The sequence below is a fragment of the Streptococcus agalactiae genome, assembly GCF_949788565.1.
GTDB classification, from domain to species: domain Bacteria; phylum Bacillota; class Bacilli; order Lactobacillales; family Streptococcaceae; genus Streptococcus; species Streptococcus agalactiae.
Window position 1 is genome coordinate 957,734 of sequence record NZ_OX460931.1, and the last position, 22,993, is coordinate 980,726.

34 protein-coding genes and 8 pseudogenes are annotated in these 22,993 nt (G+C 30.9%); 1 reads left to right on the forward strand and 41 read right to left on the reverse strand.

All coding sequences use genetic code 11. The features are described from left to right. Nucleotides 1–199: 199 nt before the first annotated feature. The 38 genes and pseudogenes from QOR44_RS04925 to QOR44_RS05125 all read right to left on the reverse strand — a co-directional run bounded on the left by QOR44_RS04925 (nt 200) and on the right by QOR44_RS05125 (nt 20,536). Complete coding sequence (locus tag QOR44_RS04925) at nt 200–1,318, reverse strand: CHAP domain-containing protein (RefSeq protein ID WP_001883338.1); 1,119 nt, start codon at nt 1,316–1,318, stop codon at nt 200–202. 8 nt (nt 1,319–1,326) lie between these two features. After that, a pseudogene (locus QOR44_RS04930) lies at nt 1,327–1,530 on the reverse strand (hypothetical protein); the annotation flags it as partial. Further along, nucleotides 1,517–1,873: pseudogene (locus QOR44_RS04935) on the reverse strand (hypothetical protein); the annotation flags it as partial. The pseudogenes QOR44_RS04935 and QOR44_RS04930, both read right to left, overlap by 14 nt. Continuing rightward, nucleotides 1,846–2,022 (reverse strand): hypothetical protein, encoded by a 177-nt coding sequence (locus tag QOR44_RS04940; RefSeq protein WP_230247763.1) that lies wholly within the window; start codon nt 2,020–2,022, stop codon nt 1,846–1,848. The pseudogene QOR44_RS04935 and the gene QOR44_RS04940, both read right to left, overlap by 28 nt. Then, entirely contained in the window at nt 1,997–2,128 is a 132-nt protein-coding gene (locus QOR44_RS04945) for a hypothetical protein (RefSeq protein WP_017284921.1), read from the reverse strand. Before QOR44_RS04945 ends, QOR44_RS04940 begins: the two co-directional genes overlap by 26 nt. A gap of 1 nt (nt 2,129) precedes the next feature. Further along, nucleotides 2,130–2,843, reverse strand: coding sequence for a hypothetical protein (locus QOR44_RS04950; protein WP_000772907.1), 714 nt, complete (start codon nt 2,841–2,843; stop codon nt 2,130–2,132). Between the two features lie 881 nt (nt 2,844–3,724). Beyond that, nucleotides 3,725–4,117: pseudogene (locus QOR44_RS04960) on the reverse strand (hypothetical protein); the annotation flags it as partial. 345 nt (nt 4,118–4,462) lie between these two features. Next, nucleotides 4,463–4,807 carry a hypothetical protein gene (locus QOR44_RS04965; RefSeq protein ID WP_228322087.1) on the reverse strand — a complete coding sequence of 115 codons (345 nt, stop codon included), beginning with the start codon at nt 4,805–4,807 and terminating at the stop codon, nt 4,463–4,465. 3 nt (nt 4,808–4,810) lie between these two features. Continuing rightward, nucleotides 4,811–5,050, reverse strand: coding sequence for a DUF4176 domain-containing protein (locus QOR44_RS04970; protein ID WP_000600994.1), 240 nt, complete (start codon nt 5,048–5,050; stop codon nt 4,811–4,813). 566 nt (nt 5,051–5,616) lie between these two features. Continuing rightward, nucleotides 5,617–5,826: pseudogene (locus tag QOR44_RS10310) on the reverse strand (hypothetical protein); the annotation flags it as partial. A gap of 741 nt (nt 5,827–6,567) precedes the next feature. Then, entirely contained in the window at nt 6,568–6,909 is a 342-nt protein-coding gene (locus QOR44_RS04980; RefSeq protein WP_000957310.1) for a hypothetical protein, read from the reverse strand. A 299-nt stretch (nt 6,910–7,208) separates the two neighbouring features. Then, nucleotides 7,209–7,418, reverse strand: a complete 210-nt coding sequence (locus QOR44_RS04985; RefSeq protein WP_366650194.1) for a DUF4176 domain-containing protein — start codon at nt 7,416–7,418, stop codon at nt 7,209–7,211. After that, nucleotides 7,411–8,295 (reverse strand): hypothetical protein, encoded by an 885-nt coding sequence (locus QOR44_RS04990; RefSeq protein WP_017647143.1) that lies wholly within the window; start codon nt 8,293–8,295, stop codon nt 7,411–7,413. Before QOR44_RS04990 ends, QOR44_RS04985 begins: the two co-directional genes overlap by 8 nt. Nucleotides 8,296–8,300: 5 nt before the next feature. After that, nucleotides 8,301–8,936, reverse strand: a complete 636-nt coding sequence (locus QOR44_RS04995) for a hypothetical protein (RefSeq protein WP_017647142.1) — start codon at nt 8,934–8,936, stop codon at nt 8,301–8,303. 155 nt (nt 8,937–9,091) lie between these two features. Beyond that, on the reverse strand, nt 9,092–9,328 hold the full coding sequence (locus tag QOR44_RS05000) for a hypothetical protein (protein ID WP_017647141.1): 237 nt from the start codon (nt 9,326–9,328) through the stop codon (nt 9,092–9,094). 51 nt (nt 9,329–9,379) lie between these two features. Further along, complete coding sequence (locus tag QOR44_RS05005; RefSeq protein ID WP_017647140.1) at nt 9,380–9,520, reverse strand: hypothetical protein; 141 nt, start codon at nt 9,518–9,520, stop codon at nt 9,380–9,382. A gap of 20 nt (nt 9,521–9,540) precedes the next feature. Continuing rightward, a complete protein-coding gene (locus QOR44_RS05010; protein ID WP_017647139.1) occupies nt 9,541–9,999 on the reverse strand; it encodes a DUF5085 family protein in 459 nt (152 codons plus the stop codon). After that, complete coding sequence (locus QOR44_RS05015) at nt 9,999–10,457, reverse strand: hypothetical protein (RefSeq protein WP_017647138.1); 459 nt, start codon at nt 10,455–10,457, stop codon at nt 9,999–10,001. The genes QOR44_RS05010 and QOR44_RS05015 overlap by 1 nt, the downstream gene beginning before the upstream one ends. Nucleotides 10,458–10,490: 33 nt before the next feature. Further along, the gene (locus QOR44_RS05020) at nt 10,491–10,841 is read right to left on the reverse strand and encodes a hypothetical protein (protein WP_283572671.1); all 351 of its coding nucleotides are present in this window, start codon (nt 10,839–10,841) and stop codon (nt 10,491–10,493) included. Between the two features lie 321 nt (nt 10,842–11,162). Continuing rightward, entirely contained in the window at nt 11,163–11,336 is a 174-nt protein-coding gene (locus QOR44_RS05025; RefSeq protein ID WP_017647136.1) for a hypothetical protein, read from the reverse strand. Nucleotides 11,337–11,582: 246 nt separating this feature from the next. Further along, nucleotides 11,583–11,876: a DUF4176 domain-containing protein gene (locus tag QOR44_RS05030; protein WP_017647135.1), complete on the reverse strand. Its 294-nt coding sequence runs from the start codon at nt 11,874–11,876 to the stop codon at nt 11,583–11,585. 2 nt (nt 11,877–11,878) lie between these two features. Continuing rightward, a complete protein-coding gene (locus tag QOR44_RS05035) occupies nt 11,879–12,529 on the reverse strand; it encodes a hypothetical protein (RefSeq protein WP_017647134.1) in 651 nt (216 codons plus the stop codon). A 12-nt stretch (nt 12,530–12,541) separates the two neighbouring features. Beyond that, nucleotides 12,542–13,331 (reverse strand): annotated as a pseudogene (locus QOR44_RS10265) (hypothetical protein). Then, nucleotides 13,289–13,504 carry a DUF4176 domain-containing protein gene (locus QOR44_RS05055; protein WP_000428218.1) on the reverse strand — a complete coding sequence of 72 codons (216 nt, stop codon included), beginning with the start codon at nt 13,502–13,504 and terminating at the stop codon, nt 13,289–13,291. The pseudogene QOR44_RS10265 and the gene QOR44_RS05055 overlap by 43 nt, the downstream one beginning before the upstream one ends. A 1-nt stretch (nt 13,505) precedes the next feature. Then, entirely contained in the window at nt 13,506–14,174 is a 669-nt protein-coding gene (locus QOR44_RS05060; RefSeq protein WP_283572674.1) for a hypothetical protein, read from the reverse strand. Continuing rightward, nucleotides 14,168–14,461 carry a phage tail protein gene (locus QOR44_RS05065; RefSeq protein WP_283572675.1) on the reverse strand — a complete coding sequence of 98 codons (294 nt, stop codon included), beginning with the start codon at nt 14,459–14,461 and terminating at the stop codon, nt 14,168–14,170. Before QOR44_RS05065 ends, QOR44_RS05060 begins: the two co-directional genes overlap by 7 nt. 316 nt (nt 14,462–14,777) lie before the next feature. Beyond that, nucleotides 14,778–15,161, reverse strand: coding sequence for a hypothetical protein (locus QOR44_RS05070; protein WP_283572676.1), 384 nt, complete (start codon nt 15,159–15,161; stop codon nt 14,778–14,780). 36 nt (nt 15,162–15,197) lie between these two features. Continuing rightward, a pseudogene (locus tag QOR44_RS05075) lies at nt 15,198–15,742 on the reverse strand (hypothetical protein). Between the two features lie 11 nt (nt 15,743–15,753). After that, nucleotides 15,754–16,158, reverse strand: a pseudogene (locus QOR44_RS05080) (hypothetical protein); the annotation flags it as partial. Between the two features lie 133 nt (nt 16,159–16,291). Beyond that, on the reverse strand, nt 16,292–16,750 hold the full coding sequence (locus QOR44_RS05085; protein WP_000554277.1) for a DUF5085 family protein: 459 nt from the start codon (nt 16,748–16,750) through the stop codon (nt 16,292–16,294). A 1-nt stretch (nt 16,751) separates the two neighbouring features. Then, entirely contained in the window at nt 16,752–17,189 is a 438-nt protein-coding gene (locus tag QOR44_RS05090) for a hypothetical protein (RefSeq protein WP_000421723.1), read from the reverse strand. A gap of 1 nt (nt 17,190) precedes the next feature. Beyond that, nucleotides 17,191–17,433 carry a hypothetical protein gene (locus QOR44_RS05095; RefSeq protein ID WP_228379874.1) on the reverse strand — a complete coding sequence of 81 codons (243 nt, stop codon included), beginning with the start codon at nt 17,431–17,433 and terminating at the stop codon, nt 17,191–17,193. A gap of 460 nt (nt 17,434–17,893) precedes the next feature. After that, nucleotides 17,894–18,172: a hypothetical protein gene (locus QOR44_RS05100; RefSeq protein WP_000862792.1), complete on the reverse strand. Its 279-nt coding sequence runs from the start codon at nt 18,170–18,172 to the stop codon at nt 17,894–17,896. A gap of 240 nt (nt 18,173–18,412) precedes the next feature. Next, nucleotides 18,413–18,622 carry a DUF4176 domain-containing protein gene (locus tag QOR44_RS05105; RefSeq protein WP_366650194.1) on the reverse strand — a complete coding sequence of 70 codons (210 nt, stop codon included), beginning with the start codon at nt 18,620–18,622 and terminating at the stop codon, nt 18,413–18,415. After that, entirely contained in the window at nt 18,615–19,487 is an 873-nt protein-coding gene (locus tag QOR44_RS05110; RefSeq protein WP_001060854.1) for a hypothetical protein, read from the reverse strand. Before QOR44_RS05110 ends, QOR44_RS05105 begins: the two co-directional genes overlap by 8 nt. Beyond that, on the reverse strand, nt 19,487–19,819 hold the full coding sequence (locus tag QOR44_RS05115) for a hypothetical protein (protein ID WP_000344812.1): 333 nt from the start codon (nt 19,817–19,819) through the stop codon (nt 19,487–19,489). The genes QOR44_RS05110 and QOR44_RS05115 overlap by 1 nt, the downstream gene beginning before the upstream one ends. A 287-nt stretch (nt 19,820–20,106) precedes the next feature. After that, nucleotides 20,107–20,328, reverse strand: coding sequence for a hypothetical protein (locus tag QOR44_RS05120; protein WP_000915098.1), 222 nt, complete (start codon nt 20,326–20,328; stop codon nt 20,107–20,109). Further along, nucleotides 20,294–20,536 carry a hypothetical protein gene (locus tag QOR44_RS05125; protein ID WP_000395451.1) on the reverse strand — a complete coding sequence of 81 codons (243 nt, stop codon included), beginning with the start codon at nt 20,534–20,536 and terminating at the stop codon, nt 20,294–20,296. Before QOR44_RS05125 ends, QOR44_RS05120 begins: the two co-directional genes overlap by 35 nt. A gap of 124 nt (nt 20,537–20,660) precedes the next feature. Between QOR44_RS05125 and QOR44_RS05130 the strand changes: the two genes are divergently transcribed. Continuing rightward, a complete protein-coding gene (locus tag QOR44_RS05130; RefSeq protein ID WP_017646361.1) occupies nt 20,661–20,786 on the forward strand; it encodes a hypothetical protein in 126 nt (41 codons plus the stop codon). A gap of 180 nt (nt 20,787–20,966) precedes the next feature. Here the strand turns inward: QOR44_RS05130 and QOR44_RS05135 are convergent, their stop codons facing one another. The 3 genes and pseudogenes from QOR44_RS05135 to QOR44_RS10270 all read right to left on the reverse strand — a co-directional run bounded on the left by QOR44_RS05135 (nt 20,967) and on the right by QOR44_RS10270 (nt 22,775). Next, nucleotides 20,967–21,260, reverse strand: a complete 294-nt coding sequence (locus QOR44_RS05135) for a DUF4176 domain-containing protein (protein WP_000926390.1) — start codon at nt 21,258–21,260, stop codon at nt 20,967–20,969. A 10-nt stretch (nt 21,261–21,270) separates the two neighbouring features. After that, a complete protein-coding gene (locus QOR44_RS05140) occupies nt 21,271–21,921 on the reverse strand; it encodes a hypothetical protein (protein ID WP_000414939.1) in 651 nt (216 codons plus the stop codon). Nucleotides 21,922–21,926: 5 nt separating this feature from the next. Then, a pseudogene (locus QOR44_RS10270) lies at nt 21,927–22,775 on the reverse strand (hypothetical protein). Between the last annotated feature and the right edge of the window lie 218 nt (nt 22,776–22,993).

Below are 22,993 nucleotides of genomic sequence, written 5' to 3' on the forward strand. Positions count from 1 at the left end.
AGTCTCACTTGCTTTTTTAACATCCTCATATGCCTTAAACTCCTCAAAGGTAAGTGTTTCTGGAACAATTGGAATGGCTATTGGTCTTGGTCCAGTCCATTTGTGATAAAAATCTGTTGATTTTAAAGTTCTTATGAAAGATAAAAGGGTCTTAGATTTTGACAAGCTAAGAACCTTTTGTTTTTCAAAGAATAATTATCTACTTCTCCCCAACTACATAAGTCAATTGTGCTGCTTCTGCTGCACTGAAGGTGCGGTAGGAGATGGTGCCAAGTCCTAGGACATTTGATTCGGAGATCAGGATAGATCCGTCTTCCTTAACGTCTTCGACGATGGCCACGTGGCCGTAAGTTCTATCAGCACCAGCTTGGCCGGGGCTAAATGAGATGGCGTAGCCTGTTTTTGCCTCGTGTGTGGTTTGATAGCCCGGCTTATTTTTCCAATCGCCACCATTACCCATAAATGGTCCAAACTGGTAGCCAAGTTCTTTGGTGCGGTTAAAGACGTACCAAGTGCATTGGCCCCAAGGGTAAGTGCCTGCCACATAGTTGCCCGCTTGATTAGCTCTTGAAACAGAGTAACTCGTTGGGACTGCCATCATAGCGACGGACGACGTGTTGAGCAGTTCCTTTGAAATCTCAGAAATTCCGCCATGCGCGTCAATCATCCACTTGTCAATGCTCTTCATAATGGCCGCACGACGTTTACCAGAACCGCTAGCATCCGTGAAGTAAACCCCACCTCGAGCCGCTACATTCAAGTTGCCAGTTGACAAGAGTTGTGCTTTTTGGTCTTGAATGGCAAAGCTGGTGTTTTGGTTTTGGATGATGGTTTCCTGCGTCATTTTAATGACAGCCTTGTCATCACTAAAGTTTTGAGCATTAGTTGTATTGTTGTCAAATGCCCCAAAACCAAACATATTAGCACCTGGTGCTGTGGCAACACCTTGTGTACCAAGCGAACTTTCTGCGATAGCAATGGCAATGATTGCACGCGCATCCAAACCAGATGATTTCTCCCAGTCTAAGATTTTTTGACCGTCGATGCGACTGCTATCGTATGTGATACCTGTCGACAGTAAGAATCCATCAAGCTGTGCGGCAGTAATGCCGTAACGGTGAGACAATAGATTGTGTGTATAAGCATCATTGCCTGTCCAGTGTTTGATATAAGCTGCGCTAGCCATTGCCGTAGGTATGGCAACATCTGACAAATCAATGCCACTCGTAATGGCTGGTGTCACAACTTCAGATTTCTGAGGTGTTGTTGTCACTTGAGGTTGGCTTGCTTTAGTCTCAGTTTGAGGCTGGCTTGGCACCACTGGTGTTACAGACTGACTAGGAGCTGGAGTTTCGGGTTTGCTTGTATCTGTTTGCGCCCCAGCCTATGTTTCTCCTTTGGAATCACTTGTTGAAGGAACTGTTTATCTGGACTAGTCGTCGGATTAGTTTCTGTTGGTTCCTCAGTTACAGTCTCAGTAGGAGCTGTTGTGCTATCTGCTGGTTGGGCATGGAGATCAGTTGAAGGCAGCCGATGCATTAGTTAAACCACTGATAATTGATTCATAGGTATCTTTTTTAATTTCTCCTAATTTATACGCTTCATTAGCCGCTTTTATTAATTTCTTTTTATCAACTGAAACATTACTTTTTTTAGTAATATTTTCAATTGTTGAAGCTTTCTTACTTTCTTCAGCCTTTTTACTTTTCAGTTCTTCAGCTTTGACGTCTTCTCGCTCTTTCCAATTCTTCTTAACTGTCTTTGTCCATTCCATCTGTCCTGATCTTGGTTTTCCAAAAGCTCCTGTTTTGCTATTATATCCAGAAAATCCTGTTGAAACGGTCGCTACTGCTTGATTAACAGTCGACTGTGCAATTGTAAATCAATCCAATATTCTCCATAAACTGATGTAAATGTCATATAAAGAATATCTTCTACCACTTCATAGCTATTAACTTTTGAAAGTTCTTTCATATCGGAAATTGCTTTATCAAGGTTATCTTCTTTTGTAATATCCATCAACAAATACTTGTTTTTCACTACCTAAAACAAGTGAAATGAGTTCTTCTTTTGTTGCCATTTTTTCAAGGCATGCTACATTATGTAACTCAGATTTAATAATATCCATTTTATTTCCCTTTATTCTTAAGTAATGATGATACTGACTCTCCGTACCTTGACTTCTTCATTTGTTCTTGGTAAAGTTTTTCACCTTTATTAACTAAAATAAATTCAAATACAACAGTTTGGTAAAAAATTGTAATAATTAAAAGCATTACATATGTGAATAAATAACTATATTCTTGGAAAATTGTACCCCAGATAGACATAAATGTACCTATAGCACACAGCATTCCAAAAGGAATATACATGACATTTTTTTGAACATTGTCTTTACTTTTTCCACGATAAAAATCTATGACTAATAATTGGAACAAAAAATTTAATATAATGTATCCCAAACTAGAAACAAGAATAATAATAAAAAATTTCTGATTTCCTAAACTAATCGTATTTGAGAAAAAGTAAATTAATAAAATGTAATCTAAAAAGTGCAATATATAAGGAATTATTCTATTCAAAAAGGCCCTGAAATTATTTCTAATTAACAACCAGCTTATTAATAATACACAATTAAATATAAAACTGATAAATAACAACTTGATATTTAGTGAATAAGCTATATGATTCTTGGTAAAATAATCTAATATTATACCAATTAATATAAATAAAAATCCAGAGAAAAGATAAGTAAATGCTATACCATAAGTTCTCCTACCTACTGGTATAGGTTCAGGATACAAAGTATTATAAAATTCGTTCAATCTTTCGTTAAGTTTCATTGTTTCTCCTAATCTTTAACAAAGTGAATCCAAGAATCCTTGATTTTACCCGTAACATTATATTTATGATCAATATGATTTATACCTATTGTTAATGCAGTGCCTGCAATCACACCTACAGCTGCTGTTGAAGCAACTCCAACGCCTACACTTTTAGCAGTATCAATTGCAACACCACCAGTTTGGGCTTGGACATAATCAACACTTCCAACATTCATTCCTAAATCTTTAGCTTTCTCATCTGTGTCACTATAACCATTTGCAATATCGATTGCACTTGTAGCAACATTAGCAACTGCGACAGACTTTCCTGCTACACCTGCTGCTTTAAACGATTTGGTAAGTTTAATACCATCACCTTTAACATAAGTAAATACGTCAGTGAGTCCTGCACTTGCACTAGATTTCATTGAGCTTATTGCACTAGATTTTGCACCATTTCCTAATGTCTTAGTATACTCTTCCCAACTATTTTGTCCATATCCAAGTTGTGAACCGTGGTTTAAGTTTAAGTCGTTCGCTAAATCATAACTACTCGGATCAATTTTAGAACCTTTATTACTAGTAACTCGGGTGGAAGTTTTTCCTTTTCCTATACGGTTTTGACTGTAATATTTTTGCGTCCCAAAGAACTTTTCTAATTTCTTTCCTGCTTTGGTAGTGGAATGATTGATATAAATTTGCTTTCCTTTTCTTGAAAGCTTACTTGAGGCATAAATTAGTGCTAATCCATCATAAAGAGTCTTACCTTGACCTTGTAAATATCTAATTTGATCAGGATAGTATCTAGTAATGTAAGCTAACAATTCCTTAGGTAATGGTTTGTCAGGATGTTTTTCTACAACTTTGGAAATATTAACTAAATCTTCTTCAGTTAAGGTCTCATTATTGGCTGCTTTTCTTAATACCTTCTCATACGCTTTTTTCTCTTCCCTCGCTGACCACTCTTTCTTAACTGTCTTTGTCCATTCCATCTGTCCGGATGTTGGTTTTCCAAAAGCTCCGGTTTTACTATTATATCCAGAAAATCCTGTTGAAACGGCCGCTAGTGCTTGATTAACAGTCGACTGTGCATTAGAAATGTCCGCAAATACTGTTGCTGAATGGGCGTTAAATTCATTAAGGTTGTCTAATTTCTTTTGATTAGATTTTATACGTTTTTTTAATTTTGTAATATTACTTTTTGTAGAACTTATGGCAGATTTAGAAGGTTCTGGATCTTCGTTAAGACGCTCTAAAAGTGCTTCAGCAATTTTTAAAATTGACCCGTCACTTATAAATGAATCTTTTTAGAAAGAGTAACTCAGTCAATAAAACGTTAATAATTAAGTCGTATAAATTTTTACTTAGTAATGACACAGAGTAACTCTTTTCATTCTATTTTACAAAAAACACCCCAAACGATAGATTTTATCTCCAACATTTGAGGTGTAACTCATAGTTTGTAATAACTTAAAAATATAGCGTAGTAATCACACACAACAAACTTAATGCAATATATTTATCTTTTTTCAAAATGTTTTTCCTTATTAAGTGAGGTTTAATGTATGTCTTATTAAATTATTAAGGGTTCATATATTTTTTTGCATACTCTCCATAGCTTGGAATTTTCGATTTATTTAACGCAAATACCATTTTCCCTTTATAGGGTTCATCAATATCGTCAATTTATAACATGATTGCTTCATCTTTTTTCCCTCAGGAAAAATAATAGAAAAGAGTTTTTGTGATTCTTCCATTTTGAGAACATAATATTTTGTCTTTTTGTTAATACCAGTCCCATTTTGGGTATACTTCATTTTTTGTCCATCAAGTATCAAAGAATTTTTTTCAATCTTAAGAATTGCGGATGTTTCATTAGGATCTGTCACATGCCATTTCCCAGTAATTTTTGAAGAACCAGAACAGCCAGTTAGAATAAAAATTGATAAGAAACTTACTACAAAAAATAAAATCTTCTTCATAAATTAATGTTCCTCTTTTTCTATAAATTGATTTAACAGTTCAATGTATTTATCTTCATAATTCGTAGTAGGAGCTTCAAAAATAACTGAATCTATTTTTGATTCATTAAATAAATACATATTAGAAGCATCCTCAAATCCTTGTGGATCTAAAACTCCTGAATAATCAAATAAAACACCTTCATTATTTTGCTGATCTCTTCCAGCAATTGTAAGCGGCTGATTACAATGCTTTAAAATCACAGTAGTTCCAATTGTTAACCATTTTTATTTCTCCTTATATTTATTATGACTTCAAACAACTGTATGATAAGCAATAATATTAGTGACATAATAACATATTTTGGGAGTAATATTAGAAATATTATTATTATTATAAAACTAATAAGATACCAAATAATTTTTTCAGTAGTAGTTGGCCTTTTTGATTTTGGTAACATCTCCATATGTTTTTTTGTTAATTTTTTTCTTCCCGAAAATGCATAAAATAGATTATATTTTACTTCTAACATATCTATTTTTAAATAGTCAAAACTATTTAAATATGTAAAAATGTATAACATTAACAATTCATCAATGTTTTCTTTTCTATCAATATAAAGAGAAATATTTCTTTTTCCTGCAGTTGAGAAATCAGAGGCAGCAAAAACACCAACTGGCTCACTATTCTTATATACCGGACTAATCCTGCCTTTTGTTCCTGAAGGAACAAAAGTTATTGTAAACATATTTCCATATGATTCCAAATAGTTATGCCAAAATGGTTTTTCAAGGAGATTATCGGCGAACTTTTTTTGATAATACTTTATTGGTTCTTTATCAGACCAAGCTAATAATCTTTCATTTGAAGTAATATTATTATTTGTGTGATATTCAAGATTAGCTATTTTTGATTTCACAAAAAAACCTTTTTCCACTTTTTCTAGACTGATTCTTTCTTTCCACTCCTTCGTATCAATATCATATATTTGAAGAACTAAACTCTCAGAGTTTCCAGTCAATTTTAGTAATAATTCCAAAACCAATCCTTCCCACAAACCAACGGATAGCCCTATTCCAACCGGTCCTAATTTTAATTTTGCTTGTGCAGCTTCACTTGTTACACCAACTTTTGCTATCGCGGACAATCCTATTCCCGCTGATGCACTCGCATCAATATTTAAACCAAATACTTTAAATCCAGCTTTTGCTTCACCCTCTATAATATAAGCATCTACGCCAGCTTCAGCTTGAATCCCTTTCACTGATTTTCCGTCTTCATTAGTGAACTGTCCAACTGCAGCATTTGCTTCGGCTCCAAGAGACTTTGTTTTTTGTTTTACCTTTATGTTTACTTGTTGAAAAGGGATTCATAACTCCTACTGAAGTTTTTCCTCCTAAAGCATTAATGGTTGTGCCATTTTTTTATCTCCATAACTCTTTTCATTCTATTTTACCAAAAAACACCCCAAACGATAGGTTTGTAGCAACTTAAAAGTATAGCGTGGTAATTGCTCAAAATAAACTCATTACAATATATTTATCTTTTTTCAAAACGTTTTTCTTTATTAAATGTGGACCTATTGAATGCATGTAAAGTCTATAGTTATGAAGCAAAAGTTCCTGTGGAACTTCGTTTATTTTCCATGAATCAATGTTGTCTTCAATTTTGTGAAATAATTTGTGCTGAATCTATAAAATATAATTACGAAGATAAACTTTTCAAATTCTTTATATTTTTATCTACATATTAATGTTATTGCTCAAAAATTACTTTGCACTTATTTACCATATTTGAGTTTTCCTTTTAAAATATCATTGTAATCTTGAGTACCACTTTTTACGAATTCTGTTGACTCAACTTTTCCATTAACTTTTCTAATCATAATAATAAAGTTGCCAGGAAAATTATAGTGATATTGTGAGGATCCATTATAGACATATCTTTTTTCTTTATTAATTTTAAACTTTTGAGTTTGACCATTTTTTGTCCAATATAACTGTTTATTCATGATTTTTAATTTCTCTGTTTTATCAAGTGAAACCGTCTTATCTGAATTTATAGTTTCTGTCTTATAAAAGGTACCATTTGTTTTCGATGTTCTTTGAATTGGTGTAAGCAAATTACTAATAACAACAAAAGCTACAACTAAAATTATAAATAGCCCTAAGAATTTTTGTTTTTAAACGTTTAATTTTTCCTCACTATCTTCTTAAAAATTCAAAAACTCAATAATTCTTGCTCTTGTTTTTCAAGGTTTTTATATCCACATAATCAAGTGACAAAATAAAACAAGTATTTTTAGAAAATAATATATTTTAAGGTTATTTTATCTACTTTTAGGGATAGATACTTTTTTTCCCCATTCATGATATATTTTTAAAAACCTTTCTTCTTCCTCATCTCTATAGCCTTCAAAAATCACTTCGTCAATGTTCTCATGTTGGAAAAATAAAGTTGATTCTGTTGAAGGCCAGCCGGATATAAAATCCCCATATAGTCAGCAAACAATTGACCAGTACCTTCTGGATCATCATATATGACCCCCCTACCTACAATCATTAGTTTAACTGTTCCCTCTTCTAAATAAACAATACTTCCTAATGGTAGTAACTCTTCATTTTTAATCATTTTTTATTAACTCCTTATGTTTTTTCAAATATTTTTTTCCATACCATTCTTCAACAGATTTATTTTCCCAGTCCCTATATTCTTCAGGATACTTAAGCTTATAAAAACCTTGTAAAAAATATGGCATGGCAACTTTAAATACAGCATAAACTACAATAATATTAAAAATAATCCACCCGATAAATAAAATCAATAATTTAACGGTTCCAGATAAACCTAAATCTAAGGATGATAAAATTAACTTTATAATGATACCTATGATTAAAAAACCTAAACCATAAGTCTTTAAAAAGTCGTAAGTTTTATTGGAAGATTTTTCTTCAGATTTTTTAAATATCATGGCTTTTATATCATTAATTGAACCCAAAGAAATAGTTATTGTAATTAATACTAAAAATAATAAAGTTGAAATAGTACCGATTACTGACAGTGAGGGTGTAATCCATTCGACTGCAATTAAATCAAGTTCAAATACAAACCATACCATATATGAATAAACGTGAAACTGATACCTATATGGTAAAATAAATGCTTGTTTAAAACGTTTTCCTAATAACACTAAGAGAAACCAAAAAACTAACATTATTAAATATAAATTCATTGTTAATAGTTTAACGTCAGAAATAGGTATTGTTAAATCACTAGGTTTTTCCGCATGAATAGTAATGGAAATAATGACAATAAAGAAATTCAATAATATAGGAAATAAAATAGTTAAAATTATGGATTTTAAAGTAAACCAAACCGATGGAATCCCATTCTTTGTCTGTTTCTCAATTTTCAAGTGCTCTTCATTGTTAAGACTACTCATTCCATTGTCATAAAGATTAAGACTTTCTTCAAAATTTGCAGAATAAATTGTTCTATTTTTTTGCATTATCCTCACCCAAAACCTATTACCTTACCAAAACCACCTATATATTTGGAAACTGAATTTTTCACCCCATTTACAGATTTACCTATGTTATCAGCAATTTTCTGTGAACTTTTAACTGGGTGATCAAAAAACTTAGGATCTAAAGCTTTTACTCCTTGAATAGCAAAGCCTATTCCACCACCAATAATTGCTCCTGGTACTCCTCCAACAGTCGCACCCAATGTTGCTCCTTCTAAGGGACCGACACTCGCGACCGCAGATAAGGCACCCTTTTTTGCGGCCTTCCCAATATCTTTTGTTTTTGTATACTCATCCATTCCCTTTGATAATCCAGAAATGCTAATGTCTGCTATAGTTAGAACTGTTGCTCCTTTGCCTATTATCTTAACTGACTTGCCTAAAAATTTACCTACAGATTCAGCCTTAGATCCACCTTTTAATACCAATTCTGACAAATTTTCATAACCAGATATTTTTTCTAAACCGAATTTTACACCTGCTTTTATGGGACTTGCTAAATTTTCCAAATACGTTCTTGCTTTAGTAGCAGATTTACCAAAATTACTATAACCTTCATATTTTGCAAGAAAATTTAAAATTGAACCTACATTTTTCTTGCCTGAAGCTCCTTTTGATTCCATATTCGCTAAAATATCCCATAGGCCATCAGATTTTAGTACTTTTTTGAGAAGTTCCCTGGTAATAAAGCAAATACCTGGCTAATTCTACTAGCAGTATCACTTTCCATAATATTTTTGAACTCATTATATAGTATAGGTTTTCATATGAAACTTCGTTATTGTTGATATTTTCTCTTACTTTCTTCAGCCTTCTTCAATTCTTCAGCTTTGGCGTCTTCTCGTTTTTTCATTCCTGTCTTAATAGTCTTTTGCCAATCAAGATTTGATGCTGAAGTGAACTGACCATTGAAGCCACTAAAGCCTTTAGATACAAATGTTAAACCAGAGGTTACAGCATCTGAATATCCCATCAAATCATTAAAGACTGAGGTAGATTCTGCATTGAATTCCATAATATTTTTGAGTTTTTTACGATTTTTTCTTAGTCTCGCTTTGATTCTAGCTTACAAACCATCAAATGCGTGTGCCAAGTTTTTGGCATTTTTATCTAAATGATCTTTGAGGTCTTGAATTTTTCGCAATAAAACTTCAAAGGTCAATTCTTCTGGAACAATCGGTATTGCTTTTGGTCTTTGACCAGTCAATGTTCAGATACTTATGGGTATTAATAGGCATAGCCAAGTAAAATAGTTACCTTAGAGGTACTATCATCTGATAAAACATGATAAAAAGGAGTATTAACATCTATGTCATTTAATTTTAATGTCGATAATAATTCATTATAAGTAACTTTAGTGAGGGTTTCAAAATCATGATCCACTGCAGTTGCAATTAAATTAGGGATTTCAAAATAAGTAGAAAATGCTGCATTCTCTATTTCTAAATAATCTTCCTCTACTGGAAAAATAAACTCTATATCCAAGATAAAATCATCATCTGGAACGTTATTAAGGCTATATACTAATGGACCTGAAATATGTCCACCTTCATTTTCTATATCGCTAATAAAATGATTCATTTCTTCCTTCATCTGATCATATTTAAATAGTTTCCTTCTTTTAATCACATTTCTTGCTTCTAATTTATCAACTATTTCTACATCATCTCGTAATTTATATTCCATTAGTTCACCTCGCTATAGACATCTACAAAGACTTCATCACCTATGACATAAAGTGCATGGTAGACTTCGATTGAGTTATAAACTTTTCTATACTTTTGCAATAAATCATCATAATATTCTTTTAATTGGTTTGGTCTTAAAGAATCAAAGTCATAACTTTTGATAAGTAGATGTGGTTCAAAAATAAGGTGCTTAAGATTCTCTTCTTTAGGATTCAATTTATTCCCTATACTAGTAAAAATAATTAATTCATTATTATTTGTCCCATCTTTTATATAAGACTTAAAAAATACAGGCCCATCTGAATATATCTCATCTAACATTTCAGCTTTAAAATTGAGACAGATTTCATATATTTTAGCACAAAGCTCTGGTAGTAAAATCTCAGTCGGTTTATTTGTTAAAAAGCCCAGAGCGTTATTGACACTAAGAAATTTTAAATTTTTATCATTATTCATGTTAACCCTCATTTTCTAAACTTAAAAAATTTATTATTCATAATCAGGATATTTATGAACATAATATGCTGCATAAAGGGAATCGATTGTTAGTGATGGTATCACTAGAGAAAAAAGTATTCCTAATAGAAATCCAAAAATATTTTCTATACTTTCAACTAATAAAGATGGAACAATCATTGATAATCCAAAAATTATTAAAAAATTAGTTTTATATTGTGCATTCTTAGATTTTATCTCACCTTTCCACATTTGATTTATTGACCATTGCTTTCCTTGATTTTTCGGAAAATAATACCATAAATAGATTAAACTTGATATGAGAGAAATTAAAATAATCAACAATATATAAAATATAGCTTTTTCTGAATATAATTGATTCATCAATTCTTTATTTGCACCTAGGAAAAACATCAATCCTAAAAAATTAAAATTAATTTGTAATATAGCAAAATTTAAACTAAGTAAGATGTATGATAACTTTTTAAACTTGTTTATGATCCTTTTAAGAAATGAATAAACAAATATTATCATTGTTGTTATTAACAAATATTTTGTAGTAAATAGAGCTATCATTAAAAATAGCTACTTTATAAATAAAGAACGACAAAAATATATTAATCCAAGATACAATTTTTAAATAATCTAATTCCACCTTATAATGTATTAATGGACCGTAATATCGACTTTTTTCTATATTTTTCATTAAAACCCTAATCCTCCCACTAGACTTCTTAATCCATTTTTAGCATGTCCCGTTATAGAATTACCATCAAAAATTTTTGCATCCATAGCTGCACCGGATGCAGCTGAACCTGTAGTCCACCAAAGACTGTCGAGGACTCCGCATTGAATTCCATGATACGTTTTTTTAAACATAGGTTACCTTTAAAGTCAGAAAACTCCTAAGAGATTTCATGAACTAGCTGTCGCTTTAAAAATGATCACAAACTAATAACAAAAGTGAAATGAATCATTAACTTTTCTAAAGTTAATAAAGAATGGAATTAGCTCAATTGAAACTATCTACTTAAGAACAAAGAAGTACCTTAACTTTCATCTCTGTTCCTATCTAGATATATTGAGTTTAGTATTTTCTAAAAATTCGAACCAATCTTTGAATAGCTATTCAGTTTTACCTTTGGGTATATTTTTTCCTTCTTTTTGTTTCCATTTTCCAATAAGTTTAGATACCCTTTCTTCTTCCTCATCATGATATCCCTCAAAAATGACCTCATCAATATCTTCCTCATTAAAATAATACACTTGTTCCATATTTAAGCCTTCTGGGAAAATCCCGCCTAGATAATCAAAATAAACTTCTTGACCATTTTGATCTACTATTGATGCACGATTTAAAATTACCAATTTCTGGTTCCCATCAACTAAATATACAATACTTCCTACTGGTAATAACATTTTTATTTCTCCTCAATAAAATAATTTTTCCCGTTCAAAGATGGCTGAAATACAATAAATCTAGAAAAGCGTACATAATTTGAGAGACAATACCCAAAGATACATAAATTCAAAAAGCTACTGCCCATAAAGGCCAGTATCCAAAAAGGAGTATAAATCATTAATTCTGAAAAAAATCCTTTTACAATACTAGAATTATTTTTTTTATGGCTATATAAAATAACTTTTTTATAGGTTGTTAAATTTATTTTTTTTTCAGTGATTATTAAAATTAATGCAATAATTATGGAAATAGCGAGACCTAAACCTAACCATAAAAAAGGTATTTCATCAATAATTGATGATCTAGTCAATTGAGATAAATTTAAAACTTTTGGAAAAAATATCATATTTAACATGTATATAAACATGATTGTTATAAAATATTTTTCTAATTGATGTAAATCAAAATTTTGTTTCTTAAATTTTTTATAATCTGTTGTTACATTATAAACTTCCCAATAATTATTACTAAAATAAGCTGTGAAATAATTCTTTACATTCTTAGGATTTGAATAATCAATAATATAATATTCTTTGTTTATCCTAATTAAATAGTATCTGATTGAAATTCGACAAATTTTTTCAAGATGATATAGTTTATTTTTTGACATTTGTTATTTTCCTCATGAAAAAGCTTTAGTAAATGACTTACCGATATCATTTATTGAATCACCCAAGTCATCTACAAAGTTCCTTACAGGTTTTACATTTTCATATAGTGCTTTTACTCCCCCAACAGCTACTGCTCCAATTGCTACTGCAACACCTGCAGTTATCAAGGCACCTTCCGCAAGTGTAGAAGCCACACCGCCTACAATCACACCCGTTGTTGTTGTGACACTACTATACTAAATTGCTCTGCCTACATTATGATGTCTATCGTAATGTTCTTTTGCATCTGAATAAAAATTATATGCTACTAAAGCAGTACCACCAACACGTGCAGCTCTCCCTATAACTCTACTCTCAGCATTTGTAATACCTTTAAGTTTACTTGTTGCACTTTTGCGTAAAGGATTAGTATCCTTTACGAACCGTCCGTTAGCATCTCTTGGTTGTAATTTTGCACCATAAACTTTACCTATATATTTGCCATCTTTAATAATAATTTTCCCAAATTTATCAAATTGTTGACCTGCAGCCTCAGTACCATAATTCACATAACCTGTAGTTTCTGTTTGAAAATCTGTAAGAGCATCTTTTCCATCATAGGTTTCATTTGACTTTTGCTTCTTTTCTTACTTCCATCCCAGTCTTGATTGTTTTTGTCCAATCAAGACCTTTAACTGAGGTATTAAATGTACCATTGAAATTTCCAAAACCTGTCGAGACATAGTTAAGGCCTGCAGAAACGGCACCCTGAACTTCTGTTAGTCCACCAAAGACTGTCGAGGACTCCGCATTGAATTCCATGAGACGTTTTCTGGAGAGGCCATCCCTTGAGGAGTTAAAACTGATCCGTAATCAAAATAGACTTCTACTCCATCCTCTTCAATGATTGCTGCTCTAGTAACAATCAACAATTGACTTCCATCTCCATTTTTTAAAGTAACAACACTTCCTAATGGTAATATTTTATTTTCCATCCTATTTCTCTACTTTCTTCATTTTCTTCTGATAGTTATTATTTCTTACTTCTTCGACAGCTTTGAAAAATCTAATCGAGTTATTTTGGAATACTCCAATAACCATCACTGCTGGCATCAAACCAATTAAACTAAACATTACTATCTCACTCCTTATACTCTTTCCCATGGAATTAATAATAATATTTATAATCAAAATTGGAGAAAAACCACAAAGTGTGACAATGGTAGTAATTATCCATGCCCAAATTTTTTTTCCTCTCGTAACTCTTTTATCTCCAAAATTATTCCACATAAGATTTCCATCGGCTGCAATTTTAAATTCTTTTTTTGTTGAGCTCACCGCATGTTTAACATATTTGTATAAGGCTTGTTCTAGAAGTATTACCATTCCAATAAACTCTAGTACCCAAAGCACAATGAGGATCATTAATATAGTCTTATTATACTCACCAAAAGAAAAACTAGTAATTCCTAAACTACCAAATGACAGAAACAATACAATTAGGTAGGGAATTAATTTATTTAATTGCCCAGATTTCTCAGTATTAAGTAAGTTGCTTTTATTAGCAGCTAATATTTCCCCTGTTTGAGTATCATAATAAATAACCCCTTGACTCGTTTCACCTATATAAATTTTTTTCTCAAAATCATTTTTTCTCCTTACCATAGCGCAAAGTTATCCAAATCCCAATCATTGTGAGCTACCCCATCATAAATTGTATTTGCAAGACCACCAATTGCATAACCTACAACTGCTCCTGCCAGTGTTCCTACAACTGGTATTGGAATCATTGATCCAAATGCAGCACCTGCATACATTGCTCCTACAGCCTCACTACACATCACGTTAGCAGTGCTTCCGTAGCTTAGACCTCTTTCCACTTTATTAATATTTTCAACTGTATTTTTGGTTTTCTTAATACTGACCTCTTTAGCTTCTTTTCTTACTTCCATCCCAGTCTTGATTATTTTTGTCCAATCAAGACCTTTACCTGAGGTATCAAATGCATTTTCCCTTTGTTATTGAATAATGGGTAACGTGTAATAATCATTATCTTTTTATTCCCATTTTTAAAGTCACTACTGTTCCTATTGGAAATATTTTATTCATCGTTTAGTTCTCCTTCTAATTTACGTACTATTTTTGTTCTCAAATTTATTTTATTAGTATAAAAGATATATAAAGACAAGAATAAAGTAGTATAACAAAATAAAAATAAAAATTTAGCTGATATAATAAATAAACATAACGATATACACGTCAATATTATTAAAACCATCTTAAGAAAAAAAGTATTCTATTGTTTTTTCTTAATTTTTGTAATAATTCTTCCATCTCAAAACTACTTATATTAAGGGTATAAAGTGTCAAAGTTTGATATTGCTTTTTATTAAAATATTTTCCAAATAAGATAACAACTACGGTTGAAAATAGTATTGAAGCAAATAACAATACCGAATGATTAAAAAAAGTACTATTATCTAATAATCTTACAATTGGTAGAAATAATAATGTTAGAGTTACTATTTTCCAAGTTATATCTTTTGGAAGTTCCTGAGAATCCGAATACATAAGAGTATTTTTCTCAAAAATATAATAGATTGGGATTTTCCCATGATACCCCATTGGGATTATTTTTATTTTTTCTTTCATAATTTAATACAGACTATATTCTCCTTTTTTTAAATTTTATTTAATTTCAACTTCTTTTATTAATTTGTTAATAATTCTTTTTCGCTCAAATGTTGACAATTCTAAAGTTAAAAATACAAGAAACGAGCAACCAAAAATGATAAAAATCAAAATAATAGACGAAATTAGCAAATATATAAACATACAGATAATACTTAACATTAACGAAATAAAGAAGATTGTGATTGCAATTTCAGTATTTTTTTTCTCCTTTATTAAGAACTCTTTTTTTCATAATCAGTTAAAAAGATAACTTCTAGTTGTAATTTATTGAATTTTTGCTTTACTAAACTATGAGTAAGTATAAAAGTTAAGAAAATTACTATAAAAAGGATAAAAATATTGATAAAACTATTTTCAAAATGAAGAAATTGAGTCAACCATCTTACGATAGGTAGACTAAATAAAGTTAGTGAAACAACTAGATAATTTTTATTTGAATTAGTATTTATATTAACATCCTTATACAAAATATTTGTTTGCTTATCATATAAAATATCATTTGAGTAATAAGTTCCTAGTGCTAAAATTTTATTATTCATTAATTTCACCTTCAAAAACCTTCATAAACTACTGAATCAATAGTCTTACGAGTGGAAATTACTTTCTTAGTAGCATTATAAACTTGTTCTTTATTATCATACAACCAATCGAAAACCATTGAACCAGCAACCCCAATAGCAAAACCAACAACGGCACCACCAGCAGTTCCGACTACCGGAAATGCACTCCCTATTATAGCTCCTGCTTTTGCAGCACCAATACCAATTGCAACATGACCACCTGTCTTGACTGCTGCATCACCAACATCTTCACCATCTTTAAGTTGTAGTCCAAAGTCAACTGCAGCACCAATAACAGGAACTCCTTTTTTCACAAATTGACTACCTCCACGAATCATCTCTGCATAAGCAGGATTGACATCAATTGCAGTTGATAATTCAGCTCCATTTGCAGCAACTTAAAAGTATAGTGTAGAAACCGCACACAACAAACTTAATGCAATATATTTATCTTTTTTCAAAACGATTTCCTTTTAAGTTATGATTTATTTACTAAGATTATATGAAACATATCATTTTATATAAATATTAATCACTTCCTACACCCACTAATAAGTCAGTATAAATGTCACTTTCATCCACTGTAACTAAGTAGAAAACCGGCGTTCTGACTTTGAGTTGAAACTTATTGATATAGTGAAATAAGTGTTGAAAAGACTCTGATATGACTACTTCGCTATCTCCAAACGCCCTTACTGCTACCATATTCAGTACTTGAAAATAGGTCTGATAAATATAATCTGATGGTAGTTCATTAATATGGTCCTCTTTTACAGGTAGAAAGGTTTGAAGTAGAATGTTACCATCACCAGAAACATCAGAATTTATACAGTAAAAAAATGGACCATTAGCACTATAATGAGCATCAAAAATTGTGGTCAAAAATGATTCAAATGTTTGTGAAATCTGATTAGGTTGGACTTCAAAAAATGTGGAAATCACATTATTATATTGTAAGGTTTGTCTTTCGCCTATCGTTTGATGCATCTTAAACCTCCTCAATCAAGAGTTGAAGATCAACCCAATACTCATCAAATACCGGATAAAAGGTCATATACAAAATATCTTGCGAAATACCATAGCCATTTTTACATGCATAATCTTTCATATCAGAAATTGCCTGATCTAGATTATCTTGAAGTGACAAACGCTTCATAACAGATTTTTCCATGGTCAAATGTTCCATATATTTGAAAGAATCTGTTTCTTCAATTTTAATATTAACGGGTATGTAAACTTTTATAGGCTGTGGATCCTTCTTTCGAAATTCACTAAGTGAAATAGAAATCATTGTAGGGCCATTTTTATATAGACCTTCAACAAAGATCTGTTGTTCACTCCCTAAAACAAGATCTATGATATCATCTTTAGTTGCCATCTTTTCCAGACAAGCAAGATTGTGTAACTCTGTCTTTAACAATTCCATATTATTTTCCTTTATTCTTAAGTAATGATGATACTGACTCTCCGTACCTTGACTTCTTCATTTGTTCTTGATAAACTTTTTCACCTTTAGTCGCAAAAACAAATTCAAACATGACTAATTGATAGAAAATAGTGACTAATACTAGCATAATAATAAAAAATAAATTACCTGTAATGTTGAGAATTGTCTCAATAATTGATGAAATAATTACGAAGCTAGCGCATATACCAAAGGGTAAATACATCAAGTTTGATCTAAAGTTAGTGCTTTTTTCTTTGCATAAATCAATAATAAAAACTTGATAAAAACTATTAAGAATTAAATAACTTAAACAGGTTATAACAGAGAAGTGAGGTTCAATACCTCTAATAAAACTACTTATGTAGCTTATCACTAATATGTAATTAATAAATTGCAGGATAGAAGGTAACAACCTTATAAATACATGTCGTTTTCCAAACTTTAATAATAATATCGAAATAGCGAAAAAAATCAAACAAACAATATTTAATAACAAAAAAATAATTGTTTTATTTACACCTTCATAATCTTTGTCAAAATACAAAAATATTGAACTACCGATGAACAAAGCAGTACCACATAAAAGATAAACTGCCATTGTGAAAAAATGTAATTGATCCACTGGCTTTAATCGGGGATATAAAACTTCTACTAACTGATTAAACTTTTTTTCATTAACATTACTACCCTTTCACCCACTTAATCCATGCACTTTTTATGTTCTTTGTAACATTATATTTATCATCAATAGCATTAACGGTTAACGTTAATGCAGTAGCCGCTGCTACACCGGCAACCGCGGGAAGCCAAATCGGTGCCCCAGCTATAGCTAAGCTGCTAACAACTGCAGTGACTGTCGTCGCAACTGCTGTTGAAACCACTCCAACACCAACACTTTTAGCAGTATCAATTGCAACACCACCAGTTTGGGCTTGGACATAATCAACACTTCCAACTTTCATACCTAAATCTTTAGCTTTTCTCTCTATCTTCTTAAAAATTCAAAAACTCAATAATTCTTGCTCTTGTTTTTCAAGGTTTTTATATCCACATAATCAAGTGACAAAATAAAACAAGTATTTTTAGAAAATAATATATTTTAAGGTTATTTTATCTACTTTTAGGGATAGATACTTTTTTTCCCCATTCATGATATATTTTTAAAAACCTTTCTTCTTCCTCATCTCTATAGCCTTCAAAAATCACTTCGTCAATGTTCTCATGTTGGAAAAATAAAGTTGATTCTGTTGAAGGCCAGCCGGATATAAAATCCCCATATAGTCAGCAAACAATTGACCAGTACCTTCTGGATCATCATATATGACCCCCCTACCTACAATCATTAGTTTAACTGTTCCCTCTTCTAAATAAACAATACTTCCTAATGGTAGTAACTCTTCATTTTTAATCATTTTTTATTAACTCCTTATGTTTTTTCAAATATTTTTTTCCATACCATTCTTCAACAGATTTATTTTCCCAGTCCCTATATTCTTCAGGATATTTGTAAATAAAATAGGCCGGTAAAAAATGAGATGGAATGATATAAATAAAATAGAATAATATAAATATATCTAGTCCTACCCATGAAATAAGTAAAGTTATACTTTGTATAATTACATTAAAATCAGAGTGAAGTGCCAAGAAAAATATCTTAATTACTATTAATAAAATTATTCCTAAGGGAATTATTTTAGCTAATTTTTCTGGAAAGTTACTCTTATAATCTTTTTTTAACTGTAATTCAAAAATTATTTCTCTGAAGTATTTCAATCTATTTTTAACCATTATTACGGACAAAAATAATAATAAAGAAAAAATTCCAAGAATAGTAAAATCATCTATAACTCCTCTGATTACCAATATAAAGAAAAGATTCATTTGAATAACTAACCAGATTATTGATGTAACTTGAATATGAAATTGGAATCTATAAATTTTTATAAATTGTTGAGAAAAATTTTTCCCAATTAGAATTAATACTACCCATGATATAAAACAAGTAATAAAAATTAAAATACTTACAATATCTAATGATTTAACTTTATTTTCGATATGTTGTGTTCCAATTGTAAAAATAAAAATAAGTAAGTTAATTCCTATCGGAAAAATAAGCGACAAAATAAAATATATGAAACTAAATAGAAAAGAAGGTCCTCCATTTGAAAAATATTTTTCACAATCTTCATATGATTTCTGACTAAATCTTCTATACTCATCATCCTGCAAGTTTAAACTCTCTTCAAAACTTGCATTTAAAATTGATTTATTATTCATTATCCAAATCCTACCATTTTACCAAAACTATCAAAACTATTTGTTGTCCAATTTTTTACATCCTCAATTGCTCGACTTGTTGTTTTGATAACTTTTTTTGTTTCTTTTACAGGTTCATCAAAAAACTTTGGATCAACCATTTTAATTAATTGAATTCCTCCGCCAATAACTCCACCTACAACAGCTCCTGTCACGGTTCCAACTCCTGGTATTGCACTCCCAATAGTCGCACCCAATGTTGCTCCTTCTAAGGGACCGACACTCGCGACCGCAGATAAGGCACCCTTTTTTGCGGCCTTCCCAATATCTTTTGTTTTTGTATACTCATCCATTCCCTTTGGTAATCCAGAAATGCTAATATCGGCTATAGTTAGAACAGTTGCAGCTTTTCCTATAATCTTAACCGACTTTCCTAAAAATTTACCAGTAGTCTCAATTTTATCTCATCCTTTTAGTACTATTTTCGATAAATTTTTATAACCAGATATTTTTTATAAACCAAATTTTACACCCGCTTTTATGGGACTTGCTAAATTTTCCAAATACGTTTTTGCTTTAGTAGCAGATTTACCAAAATTACTATAACCTTTATATTTTGCAAGAAAATTTAAAATTGAATCTACATTTTTTTGCCTGAATCTCCTTTTGATTCCATATTCGCTAAAATATCCCATAGGCCATCAGATTTTAGTACTTTTTTTGAGAAGTTCCCTGGTAATAAAGCAAATACCTGGCTAATTCTACAAGCAGTATCACTTTCCATAATATTTTTGAACTCATTATATAGGTTTTCATATGAAACTTCGTTATTGTTGATATTTTCTCTTACTTTCTTCAGCATTTTTCTTCTTCAATTCTTCAGCTTTGGCGTCTTCTCGTTTTTTCATTCCTGTCTTAATAGTCTTTTGCCAATCAAGATTTGATGCTGAAGTGAACTGACCATTGAAGCCACTAAAGCCTTTAGATACAAATGTTAAACCAGAGGTTACAGCATCTGAATATCCCATCAAATCATTAAAGACCGAGGTAGATTCTGCATTGAATTCCATGAGACGTTTTTTTAAACATAGGTTACCTTTAAAGTCAGAAAACTCCTAAGAGATTTCCTAAACTATCCCATGTATCACTTATAGTATCATTTATGGTATCAGCAATTTCCTCTTTATTATCTCAATGGCATCAAATGCTATCGAACCTGCAACTCTTCCAACAAAACCAATTGCTCCACCAATTATCATTCCTGGCAGTCCACTAATCAATGCACCTCCTTTAGTTGCTCCCATTCCAATTGCAACATGACCCGTCTTAACAGCTGCATTTCCTACATCTTCACCATCTTTGATTAAAACTACCTACTTAAGAACAAAGAAGATACTTAACTTTCATCTTTGTTCCTAAATAGATAGTTGCTTAAAAACAACTATCTATATATATATTGAGTTTAGTATTTTCTAAAAATTCGAACTAATCATTGAATAGCTATTCAGTTTTACCTTTGGGTATATTTTTTCCTTCTTTTTGTTTCCATTTTTCAATAAGTTTTGATACTCTTTCTTCTTCCTCATCATGATATCCCTCAAAAATGACCTCATCAATATCTTCCTCATTAAAATAATACACTTGTTCCATATTTAAGCCTTCTGGGAAAATCCCGCCCAGATAATCAAAATAAACTTCTTGCCCACTTTGATCTACTATTGAAGCACGGTTTAAAATCACCAATTTCTGGTTTCCATCAACTAAATATACAATACTTCCAACTGGTAATAACATATTTTTTCTCCTATTTAATGTAATAAATTTTCCCATTCAATGATGGTTGAAATTCGATAAATTTGATTAGTAACAAACAATTAGAGAAAATAAATCCAAATAATATTAAATTACAATAATTTGTTCCAAAAATTGCTAAAATCCATAAAGCGAGGTATGAAATTATTAATGAACTAATATAAGTTAACCACTTCCGATTTCGTGGTTTTGAATTAAATAATTTTCTAGATTCATATTTTGATAATTCTATTTCTTTTGTTGTCATATTCAAATATAATAAAATACCAATAAATATTATGATATTTAAAATTAAAAATAAACTTATATGATTATATATATATTCACTTCTGGTAAGATAAGCCAAATTAATATTATTTGGAAAGATAGTAATATGTATTAAATATAAGAATAAAAAGATAGTAACACCTTTAGTAGTAACTTTGGAATTTTTTCCTTTTTTTAAGAATATATTCTTATCATCTGTTACATCAAAGATATCATAAGAATTCAATCTCTCAGGGAATAAACCTACTAAATAATCTTTGTAGTTTTTTGGGTTAGCATAATCTAGAATGTAATAACGTCCACAGATACTTACTAAATAATATCTACTATTTAATTTTGTAATTTTTTCAACACGATTTAATTGTTGTTTTTCCAATTAGTCTACCCCCATTTTAATGCAGAACTGAAAGACTTACCTATATTGTTAAGAGCGTCTCCAACACTGTCAATTGCTCTTCGCACAGGTTTAACATTTTCATAAATTGCTTTTGCACCAATCACCGCAACTGCTCCCACCAATGGTGCTGCAAATCCAGCTACAATACTCGTAGCTGCAAATCCAGCAGATGTAGCTAATCCAGTACCTACACTAGCTCCTATTGCTCCAGCAGCCACACCGGTTGTCGTTGTTAATCCGCTATATGACATTGCTCTTCCAACATTATGATGTCTATCATAATGTTCTTTTGCAACTGAATAAAAATTATATGCTACTAAGACAGTACCACCAACACGTGCAGCTCTCCCTATAACTCTACTCTCAGCATTTGTAATACCTTTAAGTTTACTTGTTGCACTTTTACGCAAAGGATTAGTATCCTTTACGAACCGTCCGTTAGCATCTCTTGGTTGTAATTTTGCACCATAAACTTTACCTATATTTTTGCCATCTTTCAACGTAGTTTAACTTATTTTACTAAATTGTTGTCCTGCAATTTCAGTAGCATAATTTTTTACATCTTTCACTTTGCCTTCTAAATCGTTAATTGCATCTTTTCCATCATAAGATTCATTTGACTTTTTCTTCTTCAGTTCCTTGTCTCTAGCTTCTTTTCTTACTTCCCTCCCAGTCTTGATTGTTTTTGTCCAATCAAGACCTTTACCTGAGGTATCAAATGTACCATTGAAATTTCTAAAACCTTCTGAGACATAGTTAAGGCCTGCAGAAACGGCATCCTGAACTTCTGTTAGTCCACCAAAGACTGTTGAGGATTCCGCGTTGAATTCCATGAGATGTTTTTTAAATCATAGGTTACCTTTAAAATCAGAAAAGTACTAACAAATCTTATATCCTAGCTCACGCTTTAAAAGTCATCACAATCTAATACTAATATTGTCCTGAATCATTAACTTTCCAAAATTTATAATCCATGAAACTACCTACTTAAGAACAAAGAAGATACTTAACTTTCATCTCTGTTCCTAAATAGATAGTTGCTTAAAAACAA